Raw genomic sequence first — 20,560 nt, 5'->3', positions numbered from 1 at the left:
GTGGCGGTGGTTGGTCAGCGCGCCGGATCGGGTCTACAGTGGCGAAGTACCAGCTATGACGAGGGAAACTCCCAGGTCGCCGCAACTGCTCCCAGGAGTGGAGCTGCGAGACGACCCCCACCCGCAGGAGCGCACAATGGCACCCGCTGCCGCAGGATACTTTCGCCGTTTGACGCGAAAGTTGACCGAGGACATCGATCAGCTCGACGCCGAGGAGATGGCCGAATCCTCCGAAGCGTCCGGAGCCCGACGCGCCTGCGATTGCTCGCGTGGCGAAGAGGTCACGATGTTGGGTCGTCTACGCAGCGTCGAAGCGTGTTCCAAGGCCGCGAACGCCAACATCGAAGCGGAGTTCTTCGACGGCACCGACACAGTGACTCTCCTGTGGATCGGCCGGCGCAAGATTGCCGGAATCGAGCCGGGCAAGACGGTCCTGGTGCGTGGCCGGGTCGGCGAACGCGATGGACGCAAGATCGTCTACAACCCGTACTACGAACTGCGCGACGACAACTGATCGTCCCCGGTATGGCACTCTCGTTCTCGTGACGAACAGCGACGATGCAGTGCCGCACCCGAGAACGTCGAACATGCCGGAACCGGTACCCGACACGTCGACGCCGGACGCCGTGAAGACCGCCGCCCCCACCGTGCTCGAGCAGCTCGGCGGTGTGAGCGGATTGGTATATTCCACACTGCCCGTGGTCGTCTTCGTCCCGTTCAACAGCTACTTCGGCCTGTCGGTCGCTCTGTGGGCTGCGTTGGGTGTCGCCGCGGCCGTTCTGGTGTGGCGGCTGGTACGCCGCAGCCCGATACAACCGGCCATCTCCGGATTCTTCGGCGTCGGCATCTGCGCTTTCATCGCGTACCGCACCGGGGACGCCAAGGGCTACTTCCTGTTCGGCATCTATACATCACTCGTCTACGGCGGGGCGTTCGTGCTGTCGGTACTCGCCCGGTGGCCGCTCGTCGGCGTCATCTGGGGTTACCTCAACGGCAAGGGAACGTCGTGGCGTCGGGAGCGGTCTGCGGTTCGTTACTACGACGTGGCCACCATCGCCTGGGCGTCGGTGTTCGCTGCGCGCTACATCGTTCAGTCCCAGCTCTACGACTCGGACCAGACCGGCTGGCTCGCGGTGGCACGGATCGGGATGGGGTGGCCCCTGACCGGCGTAGCCCTACTGGTGACTCTGTGGGCGGTGCGTCAAGCGGATCGAGCGCTCGACCTCGCATCGAACGACGAACAGGCCGACGAGCTGCCGTCAGGTCAGACCGACCGCAGCACGTAGTTCGTCCTCCACCTCTTTCGCCGCGACGAAGAGCAACTCGTCACCGCCTTCGAGCGGATCGTCGTGCTGCGGAACGATGACACGGCCACCGCGAAGAATCGTCACCAGTGCTGCGTCCCGCGGTAGCTGGAGCTTGCGTACCGGCTTGCCCGCCAGGGGCGTGTTCTCGGGCAGAGTGATCTCCACGAGATTTGCCTGTCCCTTGCGGAATGTCATCAGGTGGACCAGATCGCCTACCGAGACGGCCTCCTCCACCAGTGACGCCAGCATGCGCGGGGTCGAGACTGCGACATCGACACCCCAGGCCGCATCGAAGAGCCATTCGTTTCTGGGGTCGTTGACCCGGGCCACCACGCGGTTCACGCCGAACTCGGTTTTGGCCAGCAAGCTGAGCACCAGGTTCGCTTTGTCGTCGCCGGTAGCGGCGATCACCACGTCGTAGTTCTCGAGATGGGCGGCCTCGAGCAGACTCAACTCGCAGGCGTCCGCGAGCACCCATTCGGCCTCGGGTACTGCGGTCTGATCGACGTGGTCGAGTTTGCGTTCGAGGAGCATCACCTCGTGCTCACTTCGGATCAATTCGCGTGCAATGGATCTGCCGACTGCGCCGGCACCGGCGATGGCGACTTTCATGGCTTCCCGTTCGGGTCGATGGGGGAGGAGAACAACGTACGGGCGAGCATCAGTCGTCCGACGGCGGCGGATTGCCGGCCAATGCGATGGCCTCGGCGACGGTCCCCGAGACGGCAGCGACGTACACCTCGTCGCCTGCCTGGATCACGGTGCGCTTGTCGGGCAGCAGTCCGGTGCCGAAACGGATGACGAACGCGGCCCGCGACCGGGTCGCATCCTCGAGTACCGATAATTTCTTGCCGATCCACGCATCGTGGAAGTCGAGCAGCACCACCGCGACGCTCCCGGACGGATCTCGCCACTTGGTGGTGGGGTCATCCCGCAGAAGATTGTGCAGAAACCGGTCGGTCGCCCACGGCACGGTGGCCACGGTCGGAATACCGAGGCGCTCGTACACGGCGGCGCGTTTGGCGTCGTAGATCCTGGCGACGACCTTCTCGACGCCGAACGTCTCGCGCGCGACGCGCGCGGAGATGATGTTGGAATTGTCACCGGAGGATACGGCTGCGAATGCCTCCGCCTTCTCGATTCCGGCGCGCACCAACACATCTCGGTCGAATCCCATACCGACTACTCGATGCCCGCCGAAGTCGGGGTCGAGGCGCAGAAACGCGGTTTCGTCGCGGTCGATGATCGCCACCTCGTGCCCGATGCGCTCGAGCGCTCCGGCCAGCGATGCGCCGACACGGCCACACCCCATCACAACTACGTACAACGCCCAGCTCCGTCCCGATCTCGATTGCCGACCAACACTGCCGACGACATTGCCACCGTGTGCATGCGAGCACCAACGTATCGGGGATTCGTCACCGGCTCGACCGTGGGTGGGCATCGGATGGAAGTCAAAGGGCGCGTGGTTGCGCCGCCGGCGACCCGACGGCCTACGCTTCTGATCGTGTCCAAGGTCTCGACTGCCGCAAAGCGGCTGGTTCTCGGTAAGCCGTTCCGCAGCGACAAGCTCGGTCATACCTTGCTACCCAAGCGAATCGCGCTACCGGTGTTCGCCTCGGACGCCATGTCCTCGGTTGCGTACGCACCCGAAGAGATCTTCCTGGTGTTGTCCGTGGCCGGGATATCGGCGCTCACGTTCACTCCGTGGATCGGTCTCGCGGTCTGTGTCGTGATGGCGGTGGTGGTCGCCAGCTACCGGCAGAACGTGCACGCCTACCCGTCCGGCGGTGGTGATTACGAGGTCGCGACCACCAACCTCGGTCCTGCGGCGGGTCTGACCGTGGGTAGTGCGTTGTTGGTGGACTACGTGCTGACCGTGGCGGTCTCCATTTCGGCGGCCGCGTCGAACATCGGTTCGGCCGTACCCTTCGTCGCGCAGCACAAGGTGCTGTTCGCGGTGGTGGCCATCGTGTTCATCACGTCGATCAACCTGCGCGGTATCCGCGAGTCGGGTGCCGCGTTCGCCATTCCCACATACGCCTTCATGGGCGGCATGTTCCTGATGTTGGGCTACGGGTTGTTCCGGGTCTACGTGCTCGGAGACGACATTCACGCCGAGTCGGCGACGTTCGATCTGAAAGCGGAGGACTCGCATCTGTACGGGATTGCGTTCGCGTTCCTCGTCGCGCGGGCGTTCTCGTCGGGTTGCGCGGCGCTGACCGGAGTCGAGGCCATCAGTAACGGGGTGCCTGCATTCGAGAAACCCAAGTCCCGCAACGCGGCAACCACGCTGTTGCTGCTCGGCGGTATCGGCATCACGTTGTTGATGGGCATCATCGTGCTGGCGCAGAAGATCGGCATCAAGTACGCGATGGACCCGGAGACGCAGCTGATCGGGGCACCGGATGGCTACCACCAGAAGACGTTGATCGCGCAGTTGGCGGAGGCAGTGTTCAGCGGGTTCCCCGTTGGGTTCTTCTTCATCACCGCCGTGACGGCGTTGATCCTGGTACTCGCCGCGAACACGGCATTCAACGGCTTCCCCGTGCTGGGCTCGGTGCTCGCTCAGGACCGGTATCTACCCCGACAGTTGCACACGCGCGGCGATCGCCTTGCCTTCAGTAACGGCATCCTGTTCCTGTCCGGTGCAGCCATCGTGTTCGTCGTGGTGTTCGGAGCAGAGGTCACCAAGCTCATCCAGCTCTACATCGTGGGTGTGTTCGTCTCGTTCACCCTGAGCCAGACCGGCATGATCCGGCACTGGACCCGCCTGCTCCGAACCGAGACCGATGGCGAGCAGCGCGGCAGGATGCAGCGCTCGCGGGTGGTCAACAGCGTCGGTCTGGCCATGACGGCGACCGTTCTCGTGATCGTGTTGATCACCAAGTTCGCTGCCGGAGCCTGGATCGCGATCGTGGCGATGGTGGCCATCTTCATCCTGATGCGGATGATCAGAAAGCACTACGACACCGTGGCGCGCGAGCTCGAGAACGAGGTGTGGGACGGCGTACTACCCAGCCGCACGCACTCGATCGTGCTGGTGTCCAAGCTGCACATGCCGACCCTGCGGGCTCTCGCCTACGCACGCGCGACCAGGCCCGACACTCTCGAAGCCGTCACCGTCAACGTCGACGAGGTGGACACCCGAGCATTGGTGCGTGAATGGGAGGCCAGTGACGTCTCGGTACCCCTCAAGGTCGTCGAATCGCCCTACCGCGAAGTCACCAAGCCGGTTCTGGACTACGTCAAACGAGTTCGACGCGACTCACCACGTGATGTGGTGACCGTCTTCATCCCCGAGTACGTCGTCGGTCACTGGTGGGAGCAGGTCCTGCACAACCAGAGTGCGCTGAGATTGAAGTCCCGACTGCTGTTTCAACCCGGCGTGATGGTCACCAGCGTTCCGTGGCAGCTGCGCTCGTCGGAGAAGGCCAGGCGCGAGGTGCTCGGAAATGCGCCGGGTGCATCGCGTCGCGGCTACGAACCGCCGGCGGGCAAATGACCGAGAACTGGTTCGGGCTGGTGCTCGACGTCGAACTGGGCGCTCCCGGACACGGTGGGTTCTGCGTGGCCCGTCACGAAGGTCGAGTGGTGTTCGTTCGCCACGGGCTACCGGGGGAACGCGTCATGGCCAAGGTGACCGAGGATCGCGGTGGGTCGTTCTGCCGCGCCGACGCGATCGAGATCCTCACCGCGTCTCCGGACCGCATCGACGCTCGCTGCCCCATCTCCGGGCCCGGTGGTTCGGGATGCTGCGACTATTCTCACGCGACCCCCGAAGCCGGTCGTCGACTCAAGTCCTCCGTCGTCGCCGAACAGCTGCGCCGCGTCGCGGGCATCGAGCGGGACGTTCCGGTCGAGGAGTTGCCGGGCACCGGCGACGGCATCGGATGGCGGACCCGTGTTCGGCTGGCAGTGGATTCGGGTGGACGGCCCGGCTACCACCGCTATCGAAGCAGTTCGATCGTCACGGAGTTGTCGTGCCCGCAAATGGATCCGGTTGCGTTCGACGGATTGTCGGGCCGTGAGTGGCGCGCAGGTGCCGAATTGCAGGTGGTCCTCGACGGTACGGGTGAACGCCATGTGGTGGAGGTGGCACCGGCCCAGTTGACGCGAACCGGACGCCGGTCTCCGGGCCGCCGCGGTGCGTCGGCGCGTCGAGCGGCGTCGTCCCGGGCCAGGCCGGAAAAGGCTGTCATCGGGTCGGGTCGCGTCACCGAATTCGTCTCGGCGCGGCCGTGGACACTCGATGCCACCGGCTTCTGGCAGGCGCACAAGGGAGCGGCCCAGGTGTACACCGACGTCGTGCGCGACTGGGCGGACGCCGAGCCGGGTGACGGCGCATGGGATCTCTACGGCGGTGTCGGCGTGTTCGCGGCGGCTCTCGCCGAGCGGGTGGGATCGAGCGGACGAGTCACCAGCGTCGAGTTCTCGCGCCGGGCCGCCGAGGACGGGCGTTCGGCGCTGCACGACCTTGCTCAGGTCTCGTTCGCGCCGGGCCGGGTCGAGCGATCGATGGATTCGTTGCCGGAATCGGTGGCGGTGGCGGTACTCGATCCGCCGCGAGCCGGTGCCGGACGCGACGTCATCGAAGGTCTCGCGACGCGGTCTCCCCGCACGATCGTCCACATCGGCTGCGATCCGGCATCGTTCGCGCGGGACGCGAGCCTCTACCGGGCAGCCGGTTACGAGCTGACGGACGTGCGCGCGTTCGACGCGTTTCCTCTGACCAGCCACGTCGAATGTATCGGCCGCTTCGTCCGTAAATAGGGTTGCCTCACCAATCTTGGCGAGTCTGACGTACCGTTTCTCGGGTGAGAATTCGTCGCACCGTCGGTGCTGTGTCGGTCGCCCTGCTGTTCCTGACCGCCGTCGTCTCGTGTGGGTCGGGCGGGGACGACGGACCCGGATCGGAGGCGCCGTCCGACGGATCGGCGGCTGCGTTCCCTGTCACGATCGATACCGAGTTCGGCGGCGTGACCGTCGACAGTGCCCCGCAGCGCGTCGTCGCGCTCGGCTGGGGCGACGCGGAAACCGCACTGGCGCTCGGTGTCTCACCGGTCGGTGCGAGCGACTGGCTCGCCTTCGGCGGCGACGGCGTCGGTCCGTGGGCGGCCGGGCTCTACGACGCACCACCGCAGATCATCGGGACGCAGGAGCCGTCGTTCGAGCAGGTCGCGGCGCTCGAGCCGGATCTGATCCTCGACACCAAGAGCTCCGGTGATGCCGATCGGTACGCCACGCTGTCAGCCATTGCTCCGACGGTGGGTATGCCGGCGGGGGCGGACAACTACCTGACAACGCTGGAGCAGCAGGTCACGATGGTGGCCACGGCACTCGGCAAGCAATCCGAAGGGGACGCGCTGCTCGCAGGAATCGCCGACCGTTTCGATGCAGCGGCCGCTGCCCATCCGGAATTCGCCGGCAAGACAGCGGTGGTCGGGGCCTACAGCGGCACCGGATACGGCGCATACATCTCGTCGAACAGTCGACTCGAGTTCATGAAGAAGCTCGGCTTCGTCACCAGCCCGATCATCGATTCTCTTCCGCCGCGCGGCTTCTCGGTTCCGATTTCCGGGGAGGAGCTCGACCTGCTCGACGCCGACGTACTGATCGTCTTCCCCATCCAGAAGGCGCCGTCCGAGGTGACCGACAATCCGCTGTTCCAACGGATTCCGGCTGTCGCGGACGGCCGCTACGTCGTGTTCGACGACCCGGAAGTCGCGAAGTCCTACGCCACCAACTCGGCGCTGTCCATCGGCTATGCACTCGACACGGTGGTGCCTGCGGTGGCGAACGTGCTGGGGTGATCCACTTCGGCAACCGGGGCGAACGTCTGCGCGGGTACCGAGACGATGCGTTGAGCTCCGCAGTGGCAGCCCTGGTAGCCGACGAGGCCTTCGCTGGTGTCGTGGAGCGAGCGGGTGGTCCAGGAGTGTCTGCTGTGTTCGATGTCCATGCATCCACTGTGATGTAATGGTCTTGTGCACATCAACCCTTACGGAGAATATGCCGTGAAACTGGGCATCGACCTCCTCAACCGGCCACCCACGTCGCCGAGCGAATTGGGTGCCCGCTGCATCGACGCCGGCCTCGTTCCCGACTGGACTGCCACCGACGCCGATCTCGCGGACACACTCGAGTTTCTCCGCGAGTGGGCTCGCGTGGTGGATGCAGAGACAGCCGAGGAGCGGGCCGAGGCCCTGAACGCCCTCCTTGCACAGGCATCCGCGTACCCACGGTTGACCAACCATGCCGACGACGGCTGGCACATGCACTATCGCGACCCCAACATCGCGTTGGGCGGCGTCATCAGGGCACTGGTCGGTGTCGGTACCGCGCTGCACTTGACCGGTCGCGGAATGGACAGACTCCATCGGTGCGCCGCAGCCGACTGCACGACCGCCTTCGCCGACACCTCACGTACCGGACGGCAGCGGTACTGCGGAACCGTGTGCTCGAATCGGGACGCAGTCCGCCGACACCGAGCCCGCGCCGCATCCTGACGCTTGCACCGGGAGGCGCGGATCAGGACTTGCGGTTGTACAGCCGCATCGTGATCGGTCCGAAGATCGCCAGCATCGCCGCCGACAGCACCAGAGTCACTCCGAGTTGGCCGGTGTCGACATCGCCCTGCATCAGGCCTCGAAGTGACGTCACCAGAAAGCTGACCGGGTTGACGTCGACGAACGCACGAAGCCACCCCGGCATCGTGTTGGGGTCGACGAAGATGTTGCTCGCGAACGTCAGCGGAAACAGGATGAACATCGACATCCCCATCACGGCTGCCTCGGTGCGCACGATCATGGCGATCATCGTCCAGATCCAGGACAGACAGAACGAAAACACGAGCAACAGCACGATCGATGCGATCACACCGAGTAGCCCGCCTTGCGGCCGGAAACCGAGAATCAGCCCCAAAATCAGTACGATCACCGACGCCAACGTGTAGCGCACGACGTCACCCAGCAACGCACCGAGCAGCGGCGACGGGCGCCAGATCGGCAACGATCGGAACCGGTCGAACACACCCTTCTCGATGTCCTTGTTCATCGTCACGCCGGTGTACATCGTGATCATCACCACGGTCTGCACCAGGATGCCCGGCAGCAGAAACTGGATGTACGCGTCGGTCGAACCGGCCAGAGCGCCACCGAACAGGTACGTGAACAACAGCGTGAACATGATCGGAAACGCCGTCACGTCGAACAACTGCTCCGGTACGTGCTTGATCTTCAGCAACGCCCGCCAGCCGAAACTCAGCGAGGTCGACAGCGACGACGGACGCTCCGGCCTCGGACCTGCGGCTGAGAGAACATCGATGATCGTCGACGCCTGTGGGGCGGATCGTTGGGCCTCGGTGGTCATGACGCGATCTCCCCGTTGTCGATTTCAGCTTTTTTCGCACCCACCGGCTCCACTCCCGCTCCCGCGTCGTGCCCGGTCAGCGCCAGGAACACCTCGTCCAGACTCGGCTGACCGAGGGTGAAGGATGCGATGTGGATTCCGGCGGATTCGAGAGCAGGAAGGATCGGTGCCGCCTGCGCCGGATTGTCCAGTCGTGCGGACACGGTGAACGGGTCGGCGTCCTCGGTCACGGTGCTGCCGACCAGATCTCGAACGATTCTCGCCGCGGCATTCCGGTGCCCGGCATCGAGCACGCGCAGGTGCAGTGAGTTCGATCCCACCGATGCCTTCAGCTCGCCCGTCGTGCCCTCGGCGATGACTTTGCCGTGGTCGATCACCGCCACGCGCCCGGCCAGGTGGTCGGCCTCGTCGAGATACTGCGTCGTCAGCAGTACCGTCGTGCCGCCTGCCACCAGTGCTCGGACGATCTCCCAGACGTGATTGCGACTGCGCGGGTCCAGGCCGGTGGTGGGTTCGTCGAGAAAGATCAGCTCGGGGGTGACGATGATGCTCGCGGCGATGTCGATGCGCCTGCGCATGCCACCGGAGTAGGTCTTGACCTGTCGCGGTCCGGCGTCGGCGATGTCGAATGCTGTCAGCAGTTGATCAGCGCGCGCTCGGGCGGCCGGACGTGAGTAGCCGAGCAGCCGCGCCAGCAGTACGAGATTCTCGGTGCCGGTCAGATCCTCGTCGAGCGAGGCGAATTGACCCGTGAGAGAGACTTTTCGGCGAACGGCCTCCGGCTCGGTTGCCACGTCGTGTCCCAGGACTCGTGCGCTGCCGCCGTCTATCGGAAGCAGTGTCGCCAGCATCCGGATGGTCGTGGTTTTCCCGGCCCCGTTGGGTCCGAGTACGCCGTACACCCCGCCGGACGGGATCGAGAGATCCACGCCGTCGACTGCGGCTGTGGTGCCGAAATGTTTGACGAGCCCGTGGGTTTCGATGGCCGTCATGCGTGTCCGTCCCTCCATCGAGCTGTCCGCCCGATTGCCCGCGTTTGTCCGATTCTCGCACCCAGGATGAAGCCCGGTCCAATTCTGCGCAAACGAATTTCGGTCGCGGACCATCCCTCGGGGTGTTTGTTCCGAATATGTACTGCGGCGGGAAAACGCGGAGGTTTCGATATGAGGGCTACATGACCACTAGTGTCATGATCGATGAACTCGATCATGAACCCGTCTGCTGGGACGACAGTCCGATGAGCGTGCCGTTCTCCGACGCTTCCGGATCTGCGGGCACCGGCCGTGACCGAACGCCGCCCGAGTCCGAGGACAGCACCTCGGTCGAGGATGCGGTGTGCGCAGTACCGAGCCCGCAGCTGAAGAATCTGCGTGCCGAGGAGACGGACCGTCTCCGTCGCCTGATGGCCGCCGTTGCCCAGGGCGACCGGTCGGCCTTCGCCGAACTGTACGACGCCACGTCCTCCCGTGTGTACGGGATGGTGGTGCGCGTGCTTCGCGATCCGGGGTACAGCGAGGAGACCGCGCAGGAGGTGTTCCTCCAGATCTGGCGTGCGGCACCGAATTACGATCCGAGCCAGGGGAGTCCGCTGGCGTGGATCATGACGCTGGCACATCGCCGGGCGGTCGATCGGGTACGTAGCGAACAGTCGGGTACCGACCGCGAGGCGGCGTACGGTGCCGTGAGTCACACACCCGAGCACGACGAGGTACTCGAGACGGTGACCCAGCGGCTCGAATCGGAGGCGGTCGTGGCCTGTCTCGACACTCTGACCGATACGCAGAGCGAGTCGGTACGAATGGCTTATTACAGCGGGTACACCTATCGCGAGGTTGCCGAACGGCTCGGGGTGGCCGTGCCGACGATCAAATCGCGCATACGAGATGGATTGATCAAGTTGAAGACATGCCTGGGGGTGATCCCGCAATGAGTGAAGCGTCACGGCAACGACTGCTGGACGAAGCGGAGGTCTATGCCCTCCACGCGATGAGCGAGTCCGAGCGGCGCGCCATCGAATCCGAGCGAATCCGCGTCGACGAGACGACCCGGGCACAATTCGACATCCTCGTGGGTGAGATTCACGAAACGCTGGCGTTGGCTGCGGCGGCAGACGCGACTCCCGCACCCGAACGCGTGCGGGAGGCCGTGCTAGCGCGTGTCGCCGCGAGCGATCAGGAGCCGACGGTCCGAGAACTTCCGCCGAACGTCACTCCGCTGCACCGGCACCGACGTGAGCGCTCCAAGACGTGGCGATACTCGATGGTGTCCGCGGCTGCCGCGATCGTCGTCGCAGTCGGTGGTGTAGTCGTCGTCACGCAGACCATGGGCTCGGACCCGCAGCCTTCCCAGGCCGAGCAGATCGTCGCAGCGCCCGACGCTCGTGAGGCGTCTGCGGAGTTCCCGGGTGGCGGCACTGCAAAGGTGTCGTACTCGCTGAGCCGAGATGCGGTCGTGGTGACTCTGGACGGTGTCCCGGAGCCGCCCTCGGGCCGGGTCTACCAGATGTGGTTCGTCGACGGTGCGCCGCGCTCCGCCGGCGTTGTCACCGAGGATCAGCTCACGTCGAGCGACGGCACCGTGGTGGACGGCATGGGAGCGTCGACCAACTTCGCGTTCTCGCTCGAGCCTGCCGGCGGCTCGGCGCAGCCCACCGAGGTCCTCACTATGATCACGCTCGACGCCTGATCAGGGGCCAAGCACGTCCACTCGGGCGGTTCGACAGTCGGATCAGATGCCGATGTCGAACCGCCCGAGCGTCTTGACGACGGCCGCCATCTGGCCGTACGCGCCGCTGGCCAGATTTTCCAGTAGCGCCAGCTTCACTTCCGGGGCGTCCCGAGTCAGTGCCTCGAAATGCGATACCGACACGACCACCAGATCGACCGGGGTGTCGGCCACCATGTCCAGCAGGAACGGCACCGACATCAGCAGCGGCATCTCGCCGAAGCTCATCCCGGGGGAGAGCGTCGTGATGCGGTGTGTGCCCCCGTCTGCGGACACGGCCGTCGATGTCACTTCTCCGCGCAGGATCAAGAACAGACCCGCTGCCGGCGCACCACGGTGAACGATGACATCGCCCCGTGCGTAGTGACGTTTCTCGAGATAGGGAGTCACCGAGTCGAATTGCTCGGCGGACAGACCGGCGAGCAACGGGTGCTCGGCCGGAGTGATCTCTGCCGGTTGCCGCGCGCCGGAGCAGTGCCGATCGAGCAGCAGGTTCTCGGCCCACCGGATGGCCGAGCTCAGACTCGAGTACACCCGGCCCGCTGGATCGTTCGGGTCCAGGCTCGACGTCGTGTGGCCCATGATGGCTCGGGGATCCACCAGGCACACCACACAGCCGTGGTCGGCGAGATCGCGGCGTAGGTCCTCGAACATCGAACGGGCGATGTCGCTGACCTCGTCGACGCCACGAACGTCGATGACGAGTGCATCGAGGTTCCGGTCGAGGTTGCCGATCTCGCGGACCGCTGTCTCGGCACCCGAGAACAGCAGGTCCCCGTGCAACTCGTAGACCCGCGCGCGGTCGCCGACTGCAGCGAGTGTGGCCTGTTCGATCTCGGATCGTCGTTTTCGCGACGGTGCCTCGGTGAGAACGTACCGACGTCGAATCGACGATTTCGCGGCCCGAGTGACGTGCAGAAAGTGCAATTCGAGTCTGGTGGAGAGTTCTCGGCAGGCAGCAACGCCGCGCACGCTGTTGCCGTGCGAATCGAGGCGGGGGGAGTAGACGGCGATGCCCATCTGCCCGGGAAGCACCGCCAGGATGCCGCCGCCGACCCCACTCTTGGCCGGCATACCCACCCGCGCCACCCAGTCGCCTGCGCCGTCGTACATCCCACAGGTCGTCATCACCGACAGCACGCGTTCGACCAGTGCGGGTGCCAGGGCGCGCTCCTTGGTGTGGGGATTGACTCCGTTGTTGGCCATCGTGGCGGCCATCATTGCCAGATCCGCCGCCGTGACGTCGATCGAGCACTGGCGGAAGTACAGGTCGACGGCGGCCTCCGGATCGTGGTCGATGATGCCGAAGGACCGCAGCATGTAGCCGATGGCGCGATTGCGGTGTCCGGTGCGCGCTTCGGATCGATACACCGCGTCGTTGAAGCTCAGAGACCTTCCTGCATACCGGGAATACGACGCTCGGATGCGCTCGAATCGTTCCTCTGCGGTGCGGCCGCCGATGAGCGACGCGGACGTGATCGCACCCGCGTTGATCATCGGGTTTCGGGGCCGCTCCGTGATGGGGTCCAGGCTGATCTCGTTGAACGGCTCACCCGAGGGTTCGACGTCGATCTTGCCCGCGACGACGTCGAGGCCGCGGTCGGCCAGCGCGAGTGCATAGGTGAAGGGCTTGGAGATGGATTGGATGGTGAACGGCATCCTCGTGTCGCCGACTTCGTACACGTAGCCGTCGGTGGTCGTCAGGGCGATACCGAAGCCGTCCGGCGTCACGGCTGCGAGTTCGGGGATGTAGTCGGCGACCTGTCCCGACGCGTCGTCCCGGCACAGTTCGTGAACCCGGGTCAGGATGGCATCGACGACGTTGCTCATGGGCGACACTGTATGTCGGGTGTCCGTTTCGAGCGTATTCGAGGTTAGGGGCGACTGACCCCGGGCACCTGCCTACTCGACGGTAGTGTCGGCGAGACAATGCTGGACGGGGCGGCTGGGCGCAGCCACTCCGTAGACTGGTTTTTCGAATATGTTTTCCGGCCGGAGGGAGCGATCTCGTTGGGTGTCCTAGCGCGAATTCAGACGCCCGAGGACTTGCGCGACCTCGATAGTGCGGAGCTGGCCGAACTGGCTCGCGAGATCCGCGCCTTCCTGGTCGAGAAGGTATCGGCAACAGGGGGCCACCTCGGTCCCAATCTGGGAGTGGTGGAGCTGACTCTGGCGATCCACCGCACCTTCGACTCACCGCGTGATCCGGTCATCTTCGACACGGGCCACCAGGCCTACGTGCACAAGATGCTCACCGGACGCGCAGGAATGTTCGACACACTCCGCAAGCAGGGCGGGCTGTCCGGCTATCCGTCTCGGGTCGAGAGCGAACACGACTGGGTCGAGTCCTCCCACGCATCGGCATCCTTGTCGTATGCCGACGGGTTGGCCAAAGCGTTCGCCCTCAAGGGAGAGACCGACCGGCATGTCGTGGCTGTTGTCGGTGACGGCGCGCTGACGGGCGGTATGTGCTGGGAGGCGCTGAACAACATCGCCGCCGGCCGAGACCGGTCGCTGGTGATCGTCGTCAACGACAACGGCCGTTCGTACGCCCCGACCATCGGCGGGCTGGCCGATCACCTGGCAGCTCTGCGACTGCAGCCGGGATACGAGAAGATTCTCGACAACGGCCGCCGGATCGTACGACGGATCCCCGTCGTCGGCCGCGCCGCCTACACGATGCTGCACGGCATGAAAGCCGGAGTGAAGGACGCCATCAGCCCGCAGGTCATGTTTACCGATCTCGGCATCAAGTACCTCGGCCCGGTGGACGGTCACGACCAGCACGCCATGGAATCGGCACTGCGCAGAGCCAAGGCGTACGGCGGCCCGGTCATCGTGCACGCGGTGACGCGCAAGGGCATGGGCTACATCCATGCCGAGAACGACGTAGCCGACCAGATGCACGCCACCGGCGTCATCGATCCTGCGACCGGCCTGGCCCGATCCAAATCGGCTCCGGATTGGACGTCGGTGTTCTCGGCGGCGCTCATCGAGCAGGGCGAGCAGAACGAGGACGTCGTGGCCATCACCGCCGCAATGGCCGCGCCCACCGGGCTCGCGGCGTTCGGGGTGCGGTTTCCGGACCGAATGTTCGACGTGGGTATCGCCGAGCAGCATGCGATGACGTCGGCCGCCGGGCTTGCGCTCGGCGGCATGCATCCCGTGGTCGCCATCTACTCCACGTTCCTCAACCGCGCGTTCGATCAACTGCTGATGGACGTCGCCCTGTTGGGTCTTCCCGTCACCATCGTGTTGGATCGCGCGGGAGTCACCGGTGCCGACGGCGCGTCCCACAACGGCATGTGGGACATGTCTCTGCTCGGCATCGTTCCGGGCATGAAGGTGGCAGCGCCACGAGACGCCGCCACTCTTCGAGAGGAGCTGGCCGAGGCGATCGCCACCTCGGACGGCCCTACGGCACTTCGCTTCCCGAAGGGCGCGGTCACCGAAACGGTGCCTGCGGTGCGCAGGTTGGACGGAATACTCGATGTGCTGACCGAGCCGTCCGAGGCCACCGGCGACGTGCTGATCGTTGCCGTCGGGGTGTTCGGGTCGCTCGCCCTCGACGCCGCGAAAAAGCTCGAAGCAGAGGGTATTTCGGTTGCCGTCGTGGATCCACGCTGGGTGCTCCCGGTCCCGCAGTCGCTGCTCAAGATGGCCGAGGATTACCGGTTGGTCGTCACCGTCGAGGACAGCGGCCTGCACGGCGGGATAGGTTCGACGCTCTCGGCCGCGCTGCGCGGTGCCGGTGTCGACGTGCCCTGCCGCGATCTCGGTGTGCCGCAACGATTCCTGGACCACGCATCTCGGGAGCAACTGCACCACGAGTTCGGACTCACCTGCGAAACCGTGGTGCAGCAAGTTTCGCATTGGGTCAAGAGCCTCTGACGGCGTCGGCCGGCTCCGCCTCGCTTCCGACCACGGCGCGGCGGCCGGCCACCGCACCTGCTGCAGCCATGGGAATCGTGACCAACAGAAGAAACACAATCGACGGTTCCCACCGCTGCGTCGCCGAATGAACGGCCCCGCACACCAGCGGACCGGCAGCAGCCAGCACGTATCCGACCGTCTGCGCCATGGAACTGAGCGACGCAGCATCACGGGCGTTCGAGGCCCGCAGATTCATCAACGTCATCGCGAGCGACAACTGCCCGCCCTGGCCCAAACCGAGCAGTACCGCCCACACCAGGGCCCAAGAATCGGCCGACGACACTATCCCGAGCAGGCCCACGCACGTCGGTAGCGTCACGGCGACCGCCAACGCGCTCTGATTCCCCAACCTTGTCGCGAGGCTCGGAACCGTCAATGCAGTCAGCACGCTGCTGACCGACAATGCCGTCAACAGCAGACCGGCATCACGCGCGTCCACCCCGCGATCACGAAAGATTGTAGGTAACCACGCGATCATCGAATACGCCATCAGCGACTGCAAACCCATGAATGCCGTCAACGACCACGCCACGGGCGATGTCAGAACCCCCGTGCGACTCCCAGGAGCGTCGTCGGGGAGTGTCGCCGACCCGGCAACCGACCGCCCGCGCGACAGCGTTCGCCCGAAGATCGCCATACATCCGGCGGCCAACACGACCGGAATCGACCACAGCCCCAGAACAATCCGCCAACCACCGTCGAAGGCCTCGGCCAAGGGAACGGACACTCCCGACGCCACTCCCGCACTGGCACTGATCACAGCGGTCAACACCCCGGTCAACAACCCCAGTCGTCGCCCCGCCGCCGCATCGGGTTCACCTATCGAACTCCACTCTCTGCCCCTGGGTCGTTCCGACAGGCTCCACTCCCTGCCCCTGGGTCGTTCCGACAGGCTCCACTCCCTGCCCCTGGGTCGTTCCGACAGGCTCCACTCCCGCACCACCAGACGGACGAAAACCGGACCCAACACATTCGCCACCGCGATACCCGCCGCCGCGACGAGAGTGCCGACCACGAGGATCGGCCACGACGGCACCGCGCGTACAGCTGTGCCGACGGCCACCAGGAACAGGCACACCACGAGAACGTGCGTGACCTGGGCGCGGCGCACGAAATAGCGTGCGGTGGCGGCGAATACACCGAGGCAGATCACCGGACCCGTGGTCAGCAACGCCATGGATGTCGAGTTCGCGGAGTAGAACTCGGCGATGTCGGAGGTGAGTGCCGACGTACTGCCGAACAGCAGGCGCAGGCTCAGTCCGAACACCACGACGGTGCCCACGGCGCATGCGATACGAAGCTTCATGTCCTACTTTCGACGGCAGATCGACCGACAGAGTGCACCCCCACCCTGCCTTATCGGTCGAGAGAACCGCGGACCCGCCGTCGTTCGGGCAACCTCGATTCAGACGCCCATCTCTTCGAGTTCCATCCCTTTGGTCTCGGTGATCTTGTATTTGACGAAGAAGAAGGAAAGGAGAGCGAACAGTGCGAAGAACGAGTAGATGAAGCCGAGTCCGATGGTGTCGGACAACGGCGGGAATGCCAATGTGATGGCGAAATTCGCTATCCAGTTCGCGGCGGTACTGATGCCCAACGCCACGGCACGCATTCGATTGGGGAACATCTCTCCGAGCATCACCCACATGATCGGTCCCCATGTTGCTGCGAAGAAGACCACGAACAGATTTGCGCCGACGAGCGCGACCGGGCCCCACGGCGACGGCAATTCGAGTTGGTCGCCGCTTCCGACGGCTTGCGTGAACGAGACTGCGGCCAGGACCAAACCGACGAACATGCCGATCGAGCCGATCATCAACAGATTTCGGCGACCGAATCGATCGACGAACAAGATTGCGACGAATGTCATCGATACATTGATGACGGACGTGATCACCGACGTGACGAACGATTGATTCTCGCTGAAGCCCACCGATTTCCACAGCGTCGTCGAGTAGTAGAAGATCGCGTTGATCCCGACGAATTGCTGCAGAATCGCCATCGTGATACCGACCCACACGATCGGCTGCAGACCGAATTTGGGTCCTCGGATATCGGCGAACGAGGATTTGGATTCTCGCCGGAGAGTCAGGCGAATTTCCCGGATGCGTTCGTCGGGGTTCACTTCGCCGGTGATGTCGCCCAGAATGCGCGCAGCTTCCTCGTCGAGGTGTTTACCCACCAGGTACCGAGGTGATTCTGGAATGAGTGTCGCGAGAAATCCGTAGACCAGTGCGGGCGCGACGCCGACCAGGAACATCCACCGCCACGCTTCGAGGCCGAACCACAGATCGTTCGACGGTCCGCCTGCCGCGTTCTGAAGAACCGCATCCGAGAGCAGCGCGGCAAAGATTCCGACGGTGATTGCCAATTGCTGCAGCGATGCCAATCCACCGCGATAGCGAGCCGGTGCTATCTCCGAGATGTACGCGGGCGCGATCACCGACGCAATTCCGATACCCAGCCCGCCGAGGACCCTCCACAACATCAGATCGGGGACGCTGAAGGCGAACCCGGACCCCACCGAGGAAATGGTGAACAGCGCAGAGCCCAGCAGCATCACCTTCTTGCGGCCCCAACTGTCGGCCAGGCGACCGGCGAACCAGGCTCCGACCGCACACCCGAGTAGCGCGATTGCGACCGCGAACCCCGTGACGAACGACGACAGAGCGAAATTTTCCTGGATCGAGTCGACTGCACCGTTGACGACGGACGAATCGAATCCGAACAGAAACCCGCCGACAGCGGCGGCGATGGTGACTCCGATGACCTTTGCGGTGTGCCGATCGGTCGATTGCGTCATGGCATGAACCAGCTTTCGGGTGAACAGCGTCCATGGTGGTCATCGCCATCTTCGTCCTCGCACACACGGAATGGGAGCGAAATCGCCTCGATATTCGTGGCGTGCAGCAATCCAATTGCCGAAATAGGTGAATTGTCCGATATCGCGCTGTCGAACTCGAAGTTGCGGACGGAAAACTGCCGTAAGTCGTCCATAGCTTCGAGTTCGGCGGCAGGTGGCTATCGCGCCTGGGTGGCCGACCACTGATCGAAGGTCTGGAAACCGTGATCCGAACCGGTCGTGGTGACCAACGTTCCGTCGCGCATCGCCCGGCCGTACGCCCCCGGGACGGGAACTTCGAGCACCAGACCACGGGCACCGATGGCACGTGCATAGCGCCGCACCATCTCGGCCATCCGTTCTTGTCTCGGCCCGCCGAGGTCGGCAACGCGGCCCGCGGGGGAGTGCTCGGCCAGATCGATCAATCGATCGGCGACCTCGCGGGCAGCGATCGGTTGCGAGACCATCTTCGGGATCACGCTGACCGGACCGAACGACATCTGAGCGCGAATCTGGCCGGCGAATTCGTGGAATTGCGTGGCTCGAAGAATCGTCCACGGCACTGTCCCGGCTCGAATGATGCCTTCCTGCTTCACCTTTCCGGCGTAATATGCATGCGGGGCCTTGTCTATTCCCACAATCGACAGGGCCAGATGATGGCCGATTCCAGCCTCGATCTCGGCCGCCAACAAGTTGTGGGTGACGGCGGAGAAGAACGCTGTCGACTCCTTCGCCGAGACGGTCTGCGTCGACGAGACATCGACGACGGCGTCGACCCCGGCGATGGCGTCGGCCAGTCCGTTGCCGCTCACGAGATCCACGCCCGCCGATCGCGAGAGCACGACGACCTCGTGCCCACGCATACGTGCTACTTCGACGACATGCGTTCCGACGGTTCCTGTTCCACCTGCTACGGCCAGCTTCATTGGATATCCCCGATCGAAGTCGGGCTCGCCTGCGTCGTTCTCAAATTCTCGGCGAACAGTCGAGCGCGTCGCACATCGGCATCGTTCGGACGGCTTTGTCGGATTCCGCCGAAGAGAGCGAAGGGAAAGAAGGTGTCTTTGGCTCGGCACGAGAATGCATCCGAAATGTCGAAGCCCTTGCTGTGCAACGAGTCTGTGAGGGAACGGGAGAATCGATGCAGCGAAGATTCGGCGAATCCGCTGGTTGCCAGAACGAATGCCCTGTGGTGGTCCACGTTCGGCAAGGACGCCACGAACGACAGTAACTGGGGGTGGTGCTTGCCCAAGTAGATGCCCGATCCGAATCCGACCAGGTCGTATTCCGCGATGCGGGCGGGGTCTATCTGGTCCGGTGTTCTTACCTCGGCACCGAGACCATCGGCGATGGCCTCGGCAATTCTCCAGGTGTTGTGGTGCGGACCGGATACGCACACGATCACGCTCTTGGATTTCGGCTTCATGATCTATTGACGACGCAGCCCGCGTAAATGTCTGTGTGTTCAGTCCCAGTGCCGTAGCTTGTCCGGGTTCAACACGATCCATACGTTCGCCACGACGCCGCCCGCGACACGGAAACCGACAACGGCGAAGACGGTACCGGCGCGCCGAAAGACGATCCCGGACGATCCGTTCACCGGCTCTATCGACCCGTCGAGTTCGGTCGACTTCGCGGTGATTCCGCGGATGAATCGTGCCACCCGGTCGGAGCCGAGAATCGGATTGCGTGCGGCGGTGATCTTTCCGCCGCCGTCGCTGATCAGCGAAACCTCCGGCGCGAGAACGGCTGTCAGTTCCGCGAGAGTCCCGCTGCTCGACACCGCCGCGAACGCACGCACGAGTCGGTCGTGTTCCGCCGGGTCGCTGTCGTGAGCGCGCGGATCCCGAACGCGCTTGCGCGCGGCGGATGCAAGTTGCCGACAAGCGGCGGAAGAGCGATCCAGGGTGACTGCGATGTCGTCGAACGGCAACCCGAACACATCGTGCAACACGAATGCCACTCGTTGGGCCGGACCGAGGGAGTCCATCACTATCAGCAGAGCCAAGCTCACGGAATCGTTTCGAGCAACTCGATCGGCGGGGTCGGCAGACGTCAGCGATGTGTCTCGGTCGGGCACAGGTTCGGGCAGCCATTGACCGACATACTGTTCACGACGTACGCGCGCAGAACCGAGCACATCCAGGCAGATGCGACTGACGACACGGGTCATCCACGCCAGGGGGATGTCGATCACGGCGCGCTCGGTCTCGCTGAGCCGATACCACCGTACGAATGCTTCCTGGACTGCGTCCTCGGCCTCGCTGTACGAGCCCAACATGCGATAGCCGACTCGAATCAGGTGATCCCGGTCGGCGGCTGCGTCATGTTCTGTACGGGTGGTCATCGGGTTCGAAACTAGACGACCCTGCGACAGTGGGAC

20 protein-coding genes are annotated in these 20,560 nt (G+C 64.4%); 9 read left to right on the top strand and 11 right to left on the bottom strand.

Annotation, left to right across the window (positions count from 1 at the left end):
* Positions 1-136: 136 nt before the first annotated feature.
* Positions 137-514: an OB-fold nucleic acid binding domain-containing protein gene (locus J2X62_RS15695; protein ID WP_027496896.1), complete on the top strand. Its 378-nt coding sequence runs from the start codon at positions 137-139 to the stop codon at positions 512-514.
* Between the two features lie 73 nt (positions 515-587).
* On the top strand, positions 588-1,286 hold the full coding sequence (locus J2X62_RS15690) for a DUF3159 domain-containing protein (RefSeq protein WP_051365378.1): 699 nt from the start codon (positions 588-590) through the stop codon (positions 1,284-1,286).
* On the opposite strand, the gene J2X62_RS15685 is transcribed toward J2X62_RS15690, so the two are convergent.
* Both J2X62_RS15685 and J2X62_RS15680 read right to left on the bottom strand, forming a co-directional pair.
* Entirely contained in the window at positions 1,260-1,919 is a 660-nt protein-coding gene (locus tag J2X62_RS15685; protein ID WP_027496898.1) for a TrkA family potassium uptake protein, read from the bottom strand. The two genes, J2X62_RS15690 and J2X62_RS15685, sit on opposite strands and share 27 nt — an antisense overlap.
* A 49-nt stretch (positions 1,920-1,968) precedes the next feature.
* Positions 1,969-2,634 carry a TrkA family potassium uptake protein gene (locus tag J2X62_RS15680; protein WP_027496899.1) on the bottom strand — a complete coding sequence of 222 codons (666 nt, stop codon included), beginning with the start codon at positions 2,632-2,634 and terminating at the stop codon, positions 1,969-1,971.
* Between the two features lie 180 nt (positions 2,635-2,814).
* On the opposite strand from J2X62_RS15680, the gene J2X62_RS15675 reads away from it, so the two are divergent.
* From J2X62_RS15675 to J2X62_RS15665, 3 genes are read left to right on the top strand one after another with little or no spacing between them, the layout of a single operon-like run.
* On the top strand, positions 2,815-4,812 hold the full coding sequence (locus J2X62_RS15675; RefSeq protein WP_032365101.1) for an APC family permease: 1,998 nt from the start codon (positions 2,815-2,817) through the stop codon (positions 4,810-4,812).
* Positions 4,809-6,080, top strand: a complete 1,272-nt coding sequence (locus J2X62_RS15670) for a class I SAM-dependent RNA methyltransferase (RefSeq protein ID WP_027496901.1) — start codon at positions 4,809-4,811, stop codon at positions 6,078-6,080. The genes J2X62_RS15675 and J2X62_RS15670 overlap by 4 nt, the downstream gene beginning before the upstream one ends.
* 44 nt (positions 6,081-6,124) lie before the next feature.
* A complete protein-coding gene (locus tag J2X62_RS15665) occupies positions 6,125-7,120 on the top strand; it encodes an iron-siderophore ABC transporter substrate-binding protein (RefSeq protein ID WP_310181599.1) in 996 nt (331 codons plus the stop codon).
* On the opposite strand, the gene J2X62_RS15660 is transcribed toward J2X62_RS15665, so the two are convergent.
* Complete coding sequence (locus tag J2X62_RS15660) at positions 7,072-7,269, bottom strand: hypothetical protein (RefSeq protein WP_143536241.1); 198 nt, start codon at positions 7,267-7,269, stop codon at positions 7,072-7,074. The two genes, J2X62_RS15665 and J2X62_RS15660, sit on opposite strands and share 49 nt — an antisense overlap.
* A 25-nt stretch (positions 7,270-7,294) precedes the next feature.
* On the opposite strand from J2X62_RS15660, the gene J2X62_RS15655 reads away from it, so the two are divergent.
* Complete coding sequence (locus J2X62_RS15655; RefSeq protein ID WP_027496903.1) at positions 7,295-7,816, top strand: CGNR zinc finger domain-containing protein; 522 nt, start codon at positions 7,295-7,297, stop codon at positions 7,814-7,816.
* Positions 7,817-7,838: 22 nt separating this feature from the next.
* Here the strand turns inward: J2X62_RS15655 and J2X62_RS15650 are convergent, their stop codons facing one another.
* Together J2X62_RS15650 and J2X62_RS15645 are read right to left on the bottom strand one after the other, a co-directional pair.
* Positions 7,839-8,678, bottom strand: coding sequence for an ABC transporter permease (locus tag J2X62_RS15650; protein WP_283550123.1), 840 nt, complete (start codon positions 8,676-8,678; stop codon positions 7,839-7,841).
* Positions 8,675-9,688, bottom strand: coding sequence for an ATP-binding cassette domain-containing protein (locus tag J2X62_RS15645; RefSeq protein ID WP_310181598.1), 1,014 nt, complete (start codon positions 9,686-9,688; stop codon positions 8,675-8,677). Before J2X62_RS15645 ends, J2X62_RS15650 begins: the two co-directional genes overlap by 4 nt.
* A gap of 164 nt (positions 9,689-9,852) precedes the next feature.
* Between J2X62_RS15645 and J2X62_RS15640 the strand changes: the two genes are divergently transcribed.
* Positions 9,853-10,608, top strand: coding sequence for a sigma-70 family RNA polymerase sigma factor (locus J2X62_RS15640; RefSeq protein ID WP_027496905.1), 756 nt, complete (start codon positions 9,853-9,855; stop codon positions 10,606-10,608).
* On the top strand, positions 10,605-11,363 hold the full coding sequence (locus tag J2X62_RS15635; RefSeq protein WP_032365057.1) for an anti-sigma factor: 759 nt from the start codon (positions 10,605-10,607) through the stop codon (positions 11,361-11,363). Before J2X62_RS15640 ends, J2X62_RS15635 begins: the two co-directional genes overlap by 4 nt.
* A gap of 42 nt (positions 11,364-11,405) precedes the next feature.
* Here the strand turns inward: J2X62_RS15635 and glsA are convergent, their stop codons facing one another.
* Positions 11,406-13,232: a glutaminase A gene (gene glsA / locus J2X62_RS15630; RefSeq protein ID WP_310181594.1), complete on the bottom strand. Its 1,827-nt coding sequence runs from the start codon at positions 13,230-13,232 to the stop codon at positions 11,406-11,408.
* A 180-nt stretch (positions 13,233-13,412) separates the two neighbouring features.
* On the opposite strand from glsA, the gene dxs reads away from it, so the two are divergent.
* On the top strand, positions 13,413-15,293 hold the full coding sequence (gene dxs / locus J2X62_RS15625; protein WP_027496908.1) for a 1-deoxy-D-xylulose-5-phosphate synthase: 1,881 nt from the start codon (positions 13,413-13,415) through the stop codon (positions 15,291-15,293).
* On the opposite strand, the gene J2X62_RS15620 is transcribed toward dxs, so the two are convergent.
* The 5 genes from J2X62_RS15620 to sigJ form a co-directional block, all read right to left on the bottom strand.
* On the bottom strand, positions 15,280-16,641 hold the full coding sequence (locus tag J2X62_RS15620; RefSeq protein ID WP_310181592.1) for an MFS transporter: 1,362 nt from the start codon (positions 16,639-16,641) through the stop codon (positions 15,280-15,282). The genes dxs and J2X62_RS15620 overlap by 14 nt on opposite strands.
* 99 nt (positions 16,642-16,740) lie before the next feature.
* Positions 16,741-18,138, bottom strand: coding sequence for a sugar porter family MFS transporter (locus J2X62_RS15615; protein WP_032365061.1), 1,398 nt, complete (start codon positions 18,136-18,138; stop codon positions 16,741-16,743).
* Positions 18,139-18,356: 218 nt separating this feature from the next.
* Entirely contained in the window at positions 18,357-19,103 is a 747-nt protein-coding gene (locus J2X62_RS15610; RefSeq protein WP_310181587.1) for an SDR family oxidoreductase, read from the bottom strand.
* Positions 19,100-19,603 carry a flavodoxin family protein gene (locus J2X62_RS15605; protein WP_094621928.1) on the bottom strand — a complete coding sequence of 168 codons (504 nt, stop codon included), beginning with the start codon at positions 19,601-19,603 and terminating at the stop codon, positions 19,100-19,102. Before J2X62_RS15605 ends, J2X62_RS15610 begins: the two co-directional genes overlap by 4 nt.
* 39 nt (positions 19,604-19,642) lie before the next feature.
* The gene (sigJ, locus tag J2X62_RS15600) at positions 19,643-20,524 is read right to left on the bottom strand and encodes an RNA polymerase sigma factor SigJ (RefSeq protein ID WP_094621927.1); all 882 of its coding nucleotides are present in this window, start codon (positions 20,522-20,524) and stop codon (positions 19,643-19,645) included.
* Positions 20,525-20,560: the final 36 nt, after the last annotated feature.

Origin of the sequence: Rhodococcus sp. 3258 (assembly GCF_031456475.1) — a bacterium.
GTDB lineage: Bacteria > Actinomycetota > Actinomycetes > Mycobacteriales > Mycobacteriaceae > Rhodococcoides > Rhodococcoides fascians.
Note: the sequence above shows the minus strand (reverse complement) of the source record. Positions and strands in the feature narration are given on the sequence as shown.

What these genes read in the sequence shown, in the direction of transcription:
- J2X62_RS15695 (WP_027496896.1), top strand. Translation starts at nt 137, where the DNA reads ATGGCACCCGCTGCCGCAGGATACTTTCGCCGTTTGACGCGAAAGTTG.
- J2X62_RS15690 (WP_051365378.1), top strand. Translation starts at nt 588, where the DNA reads ATGCCGGAACCGGTACCCGACACGTCGACGCCGGACGCCGTGAAGACC.
- J2X62_RS15685 (WP_027496898.1), bottom strand. Translation starts at nt 1,919, where the DNA reads ATGAAAGTCGCCATCGCCGGTGCCGGCGCAGTCGGCAGATCCATTGCA.
- J2X62_RS15670 (WP_027496901.1), top strand. Translation starts at nt 4,809, where the DNA reads ATGACCGAGAACTGGTTCGGGCTGGTGCTCGACGTCGAACTGGGCGCT.
- J2X62_RS15660 (WP_143536241.1), bottom strand. Translation starts at nt 7,269, where the DNA reads ATGGACATCGAACACAGCAGACACTCCTGGACCACCCGCTCGCTCCAC.
- J2X62_RS15650 (WP_283550123.1), bottom strand. Translation starts at nt 8,678, where the DNA reads ATGACCACCGAGGCCCAACGATCCGCCCCACAGGCGTCGACGATCATC.
- J2X62_RS15645 (WP_310181598.1), bottom strand. Translation starts at nt 9,688, where the DNA reads ATGGAGGGACGGACACGCATGACGGCCATCGAAACCCACGGGCTCGTC.
- J2X62_RS15640 (WP_027496905.1), top strand. Translation starts at nt 9,853, where the DNA reads ATGACCACTAGTGTCATGATCGATGAACTCGATCATGAACCCGTCTGC.
- J2X62_RS15635 (WP_032365057.1), top strand. Translation starts at nt 10,605, where the DNA reads ATGAGTGAAGCGTCACGGCAACGACTGCTGGACGAAGCGGAGGTCTAT.
- glsA (WP_310181594.1), bottom strand. Translation starts at nt 13,232, where the DNA reads ATGAGCAACGTCGTCGATGCCATCCTGACCCGGGTTCACGAACTGTGC.
- J2X62_RS15620 (WP_310181592.1), bottom strand. Translation starts at nt 16,641, where the DNA reads ATGAAGCTTCGTATCGCATGCGCCGTGGGCACCGTCGTGGTGTTCGGA.
- J2X62_RS15615 (WP_032365061.1), bottom strand. Translation starts at nt 18,138, where the DNA reads ATGACGCAATCGACCGATCGGCACACCGCAAAGGTCATCGGAGTCACC.
- J2X62_RS15610 (WP_310181587.1), bottom strand. Translation starts at nt 19,103, where the DNA reads ATGAAGCTGGCCGTAGCAGGTGGAACAGGAACCGTCGGAACGCATGTC.
- J2X62_RS15605 (WP_094621928.1), bottom strand. Translation starts at nt 19,603, where the DNA reads ATGAAGCCGAAATCCAAGAGCGTGATCGTGTGCGTATCCGGTCCGCAC.
- sigJ (WP_094621927.1), bottom strand. Translation starts at nt 20,524, where the DNA reads ATGACCACCCGTACAGAACATGACGCAGCCGCCGACCGGGATCACCTG.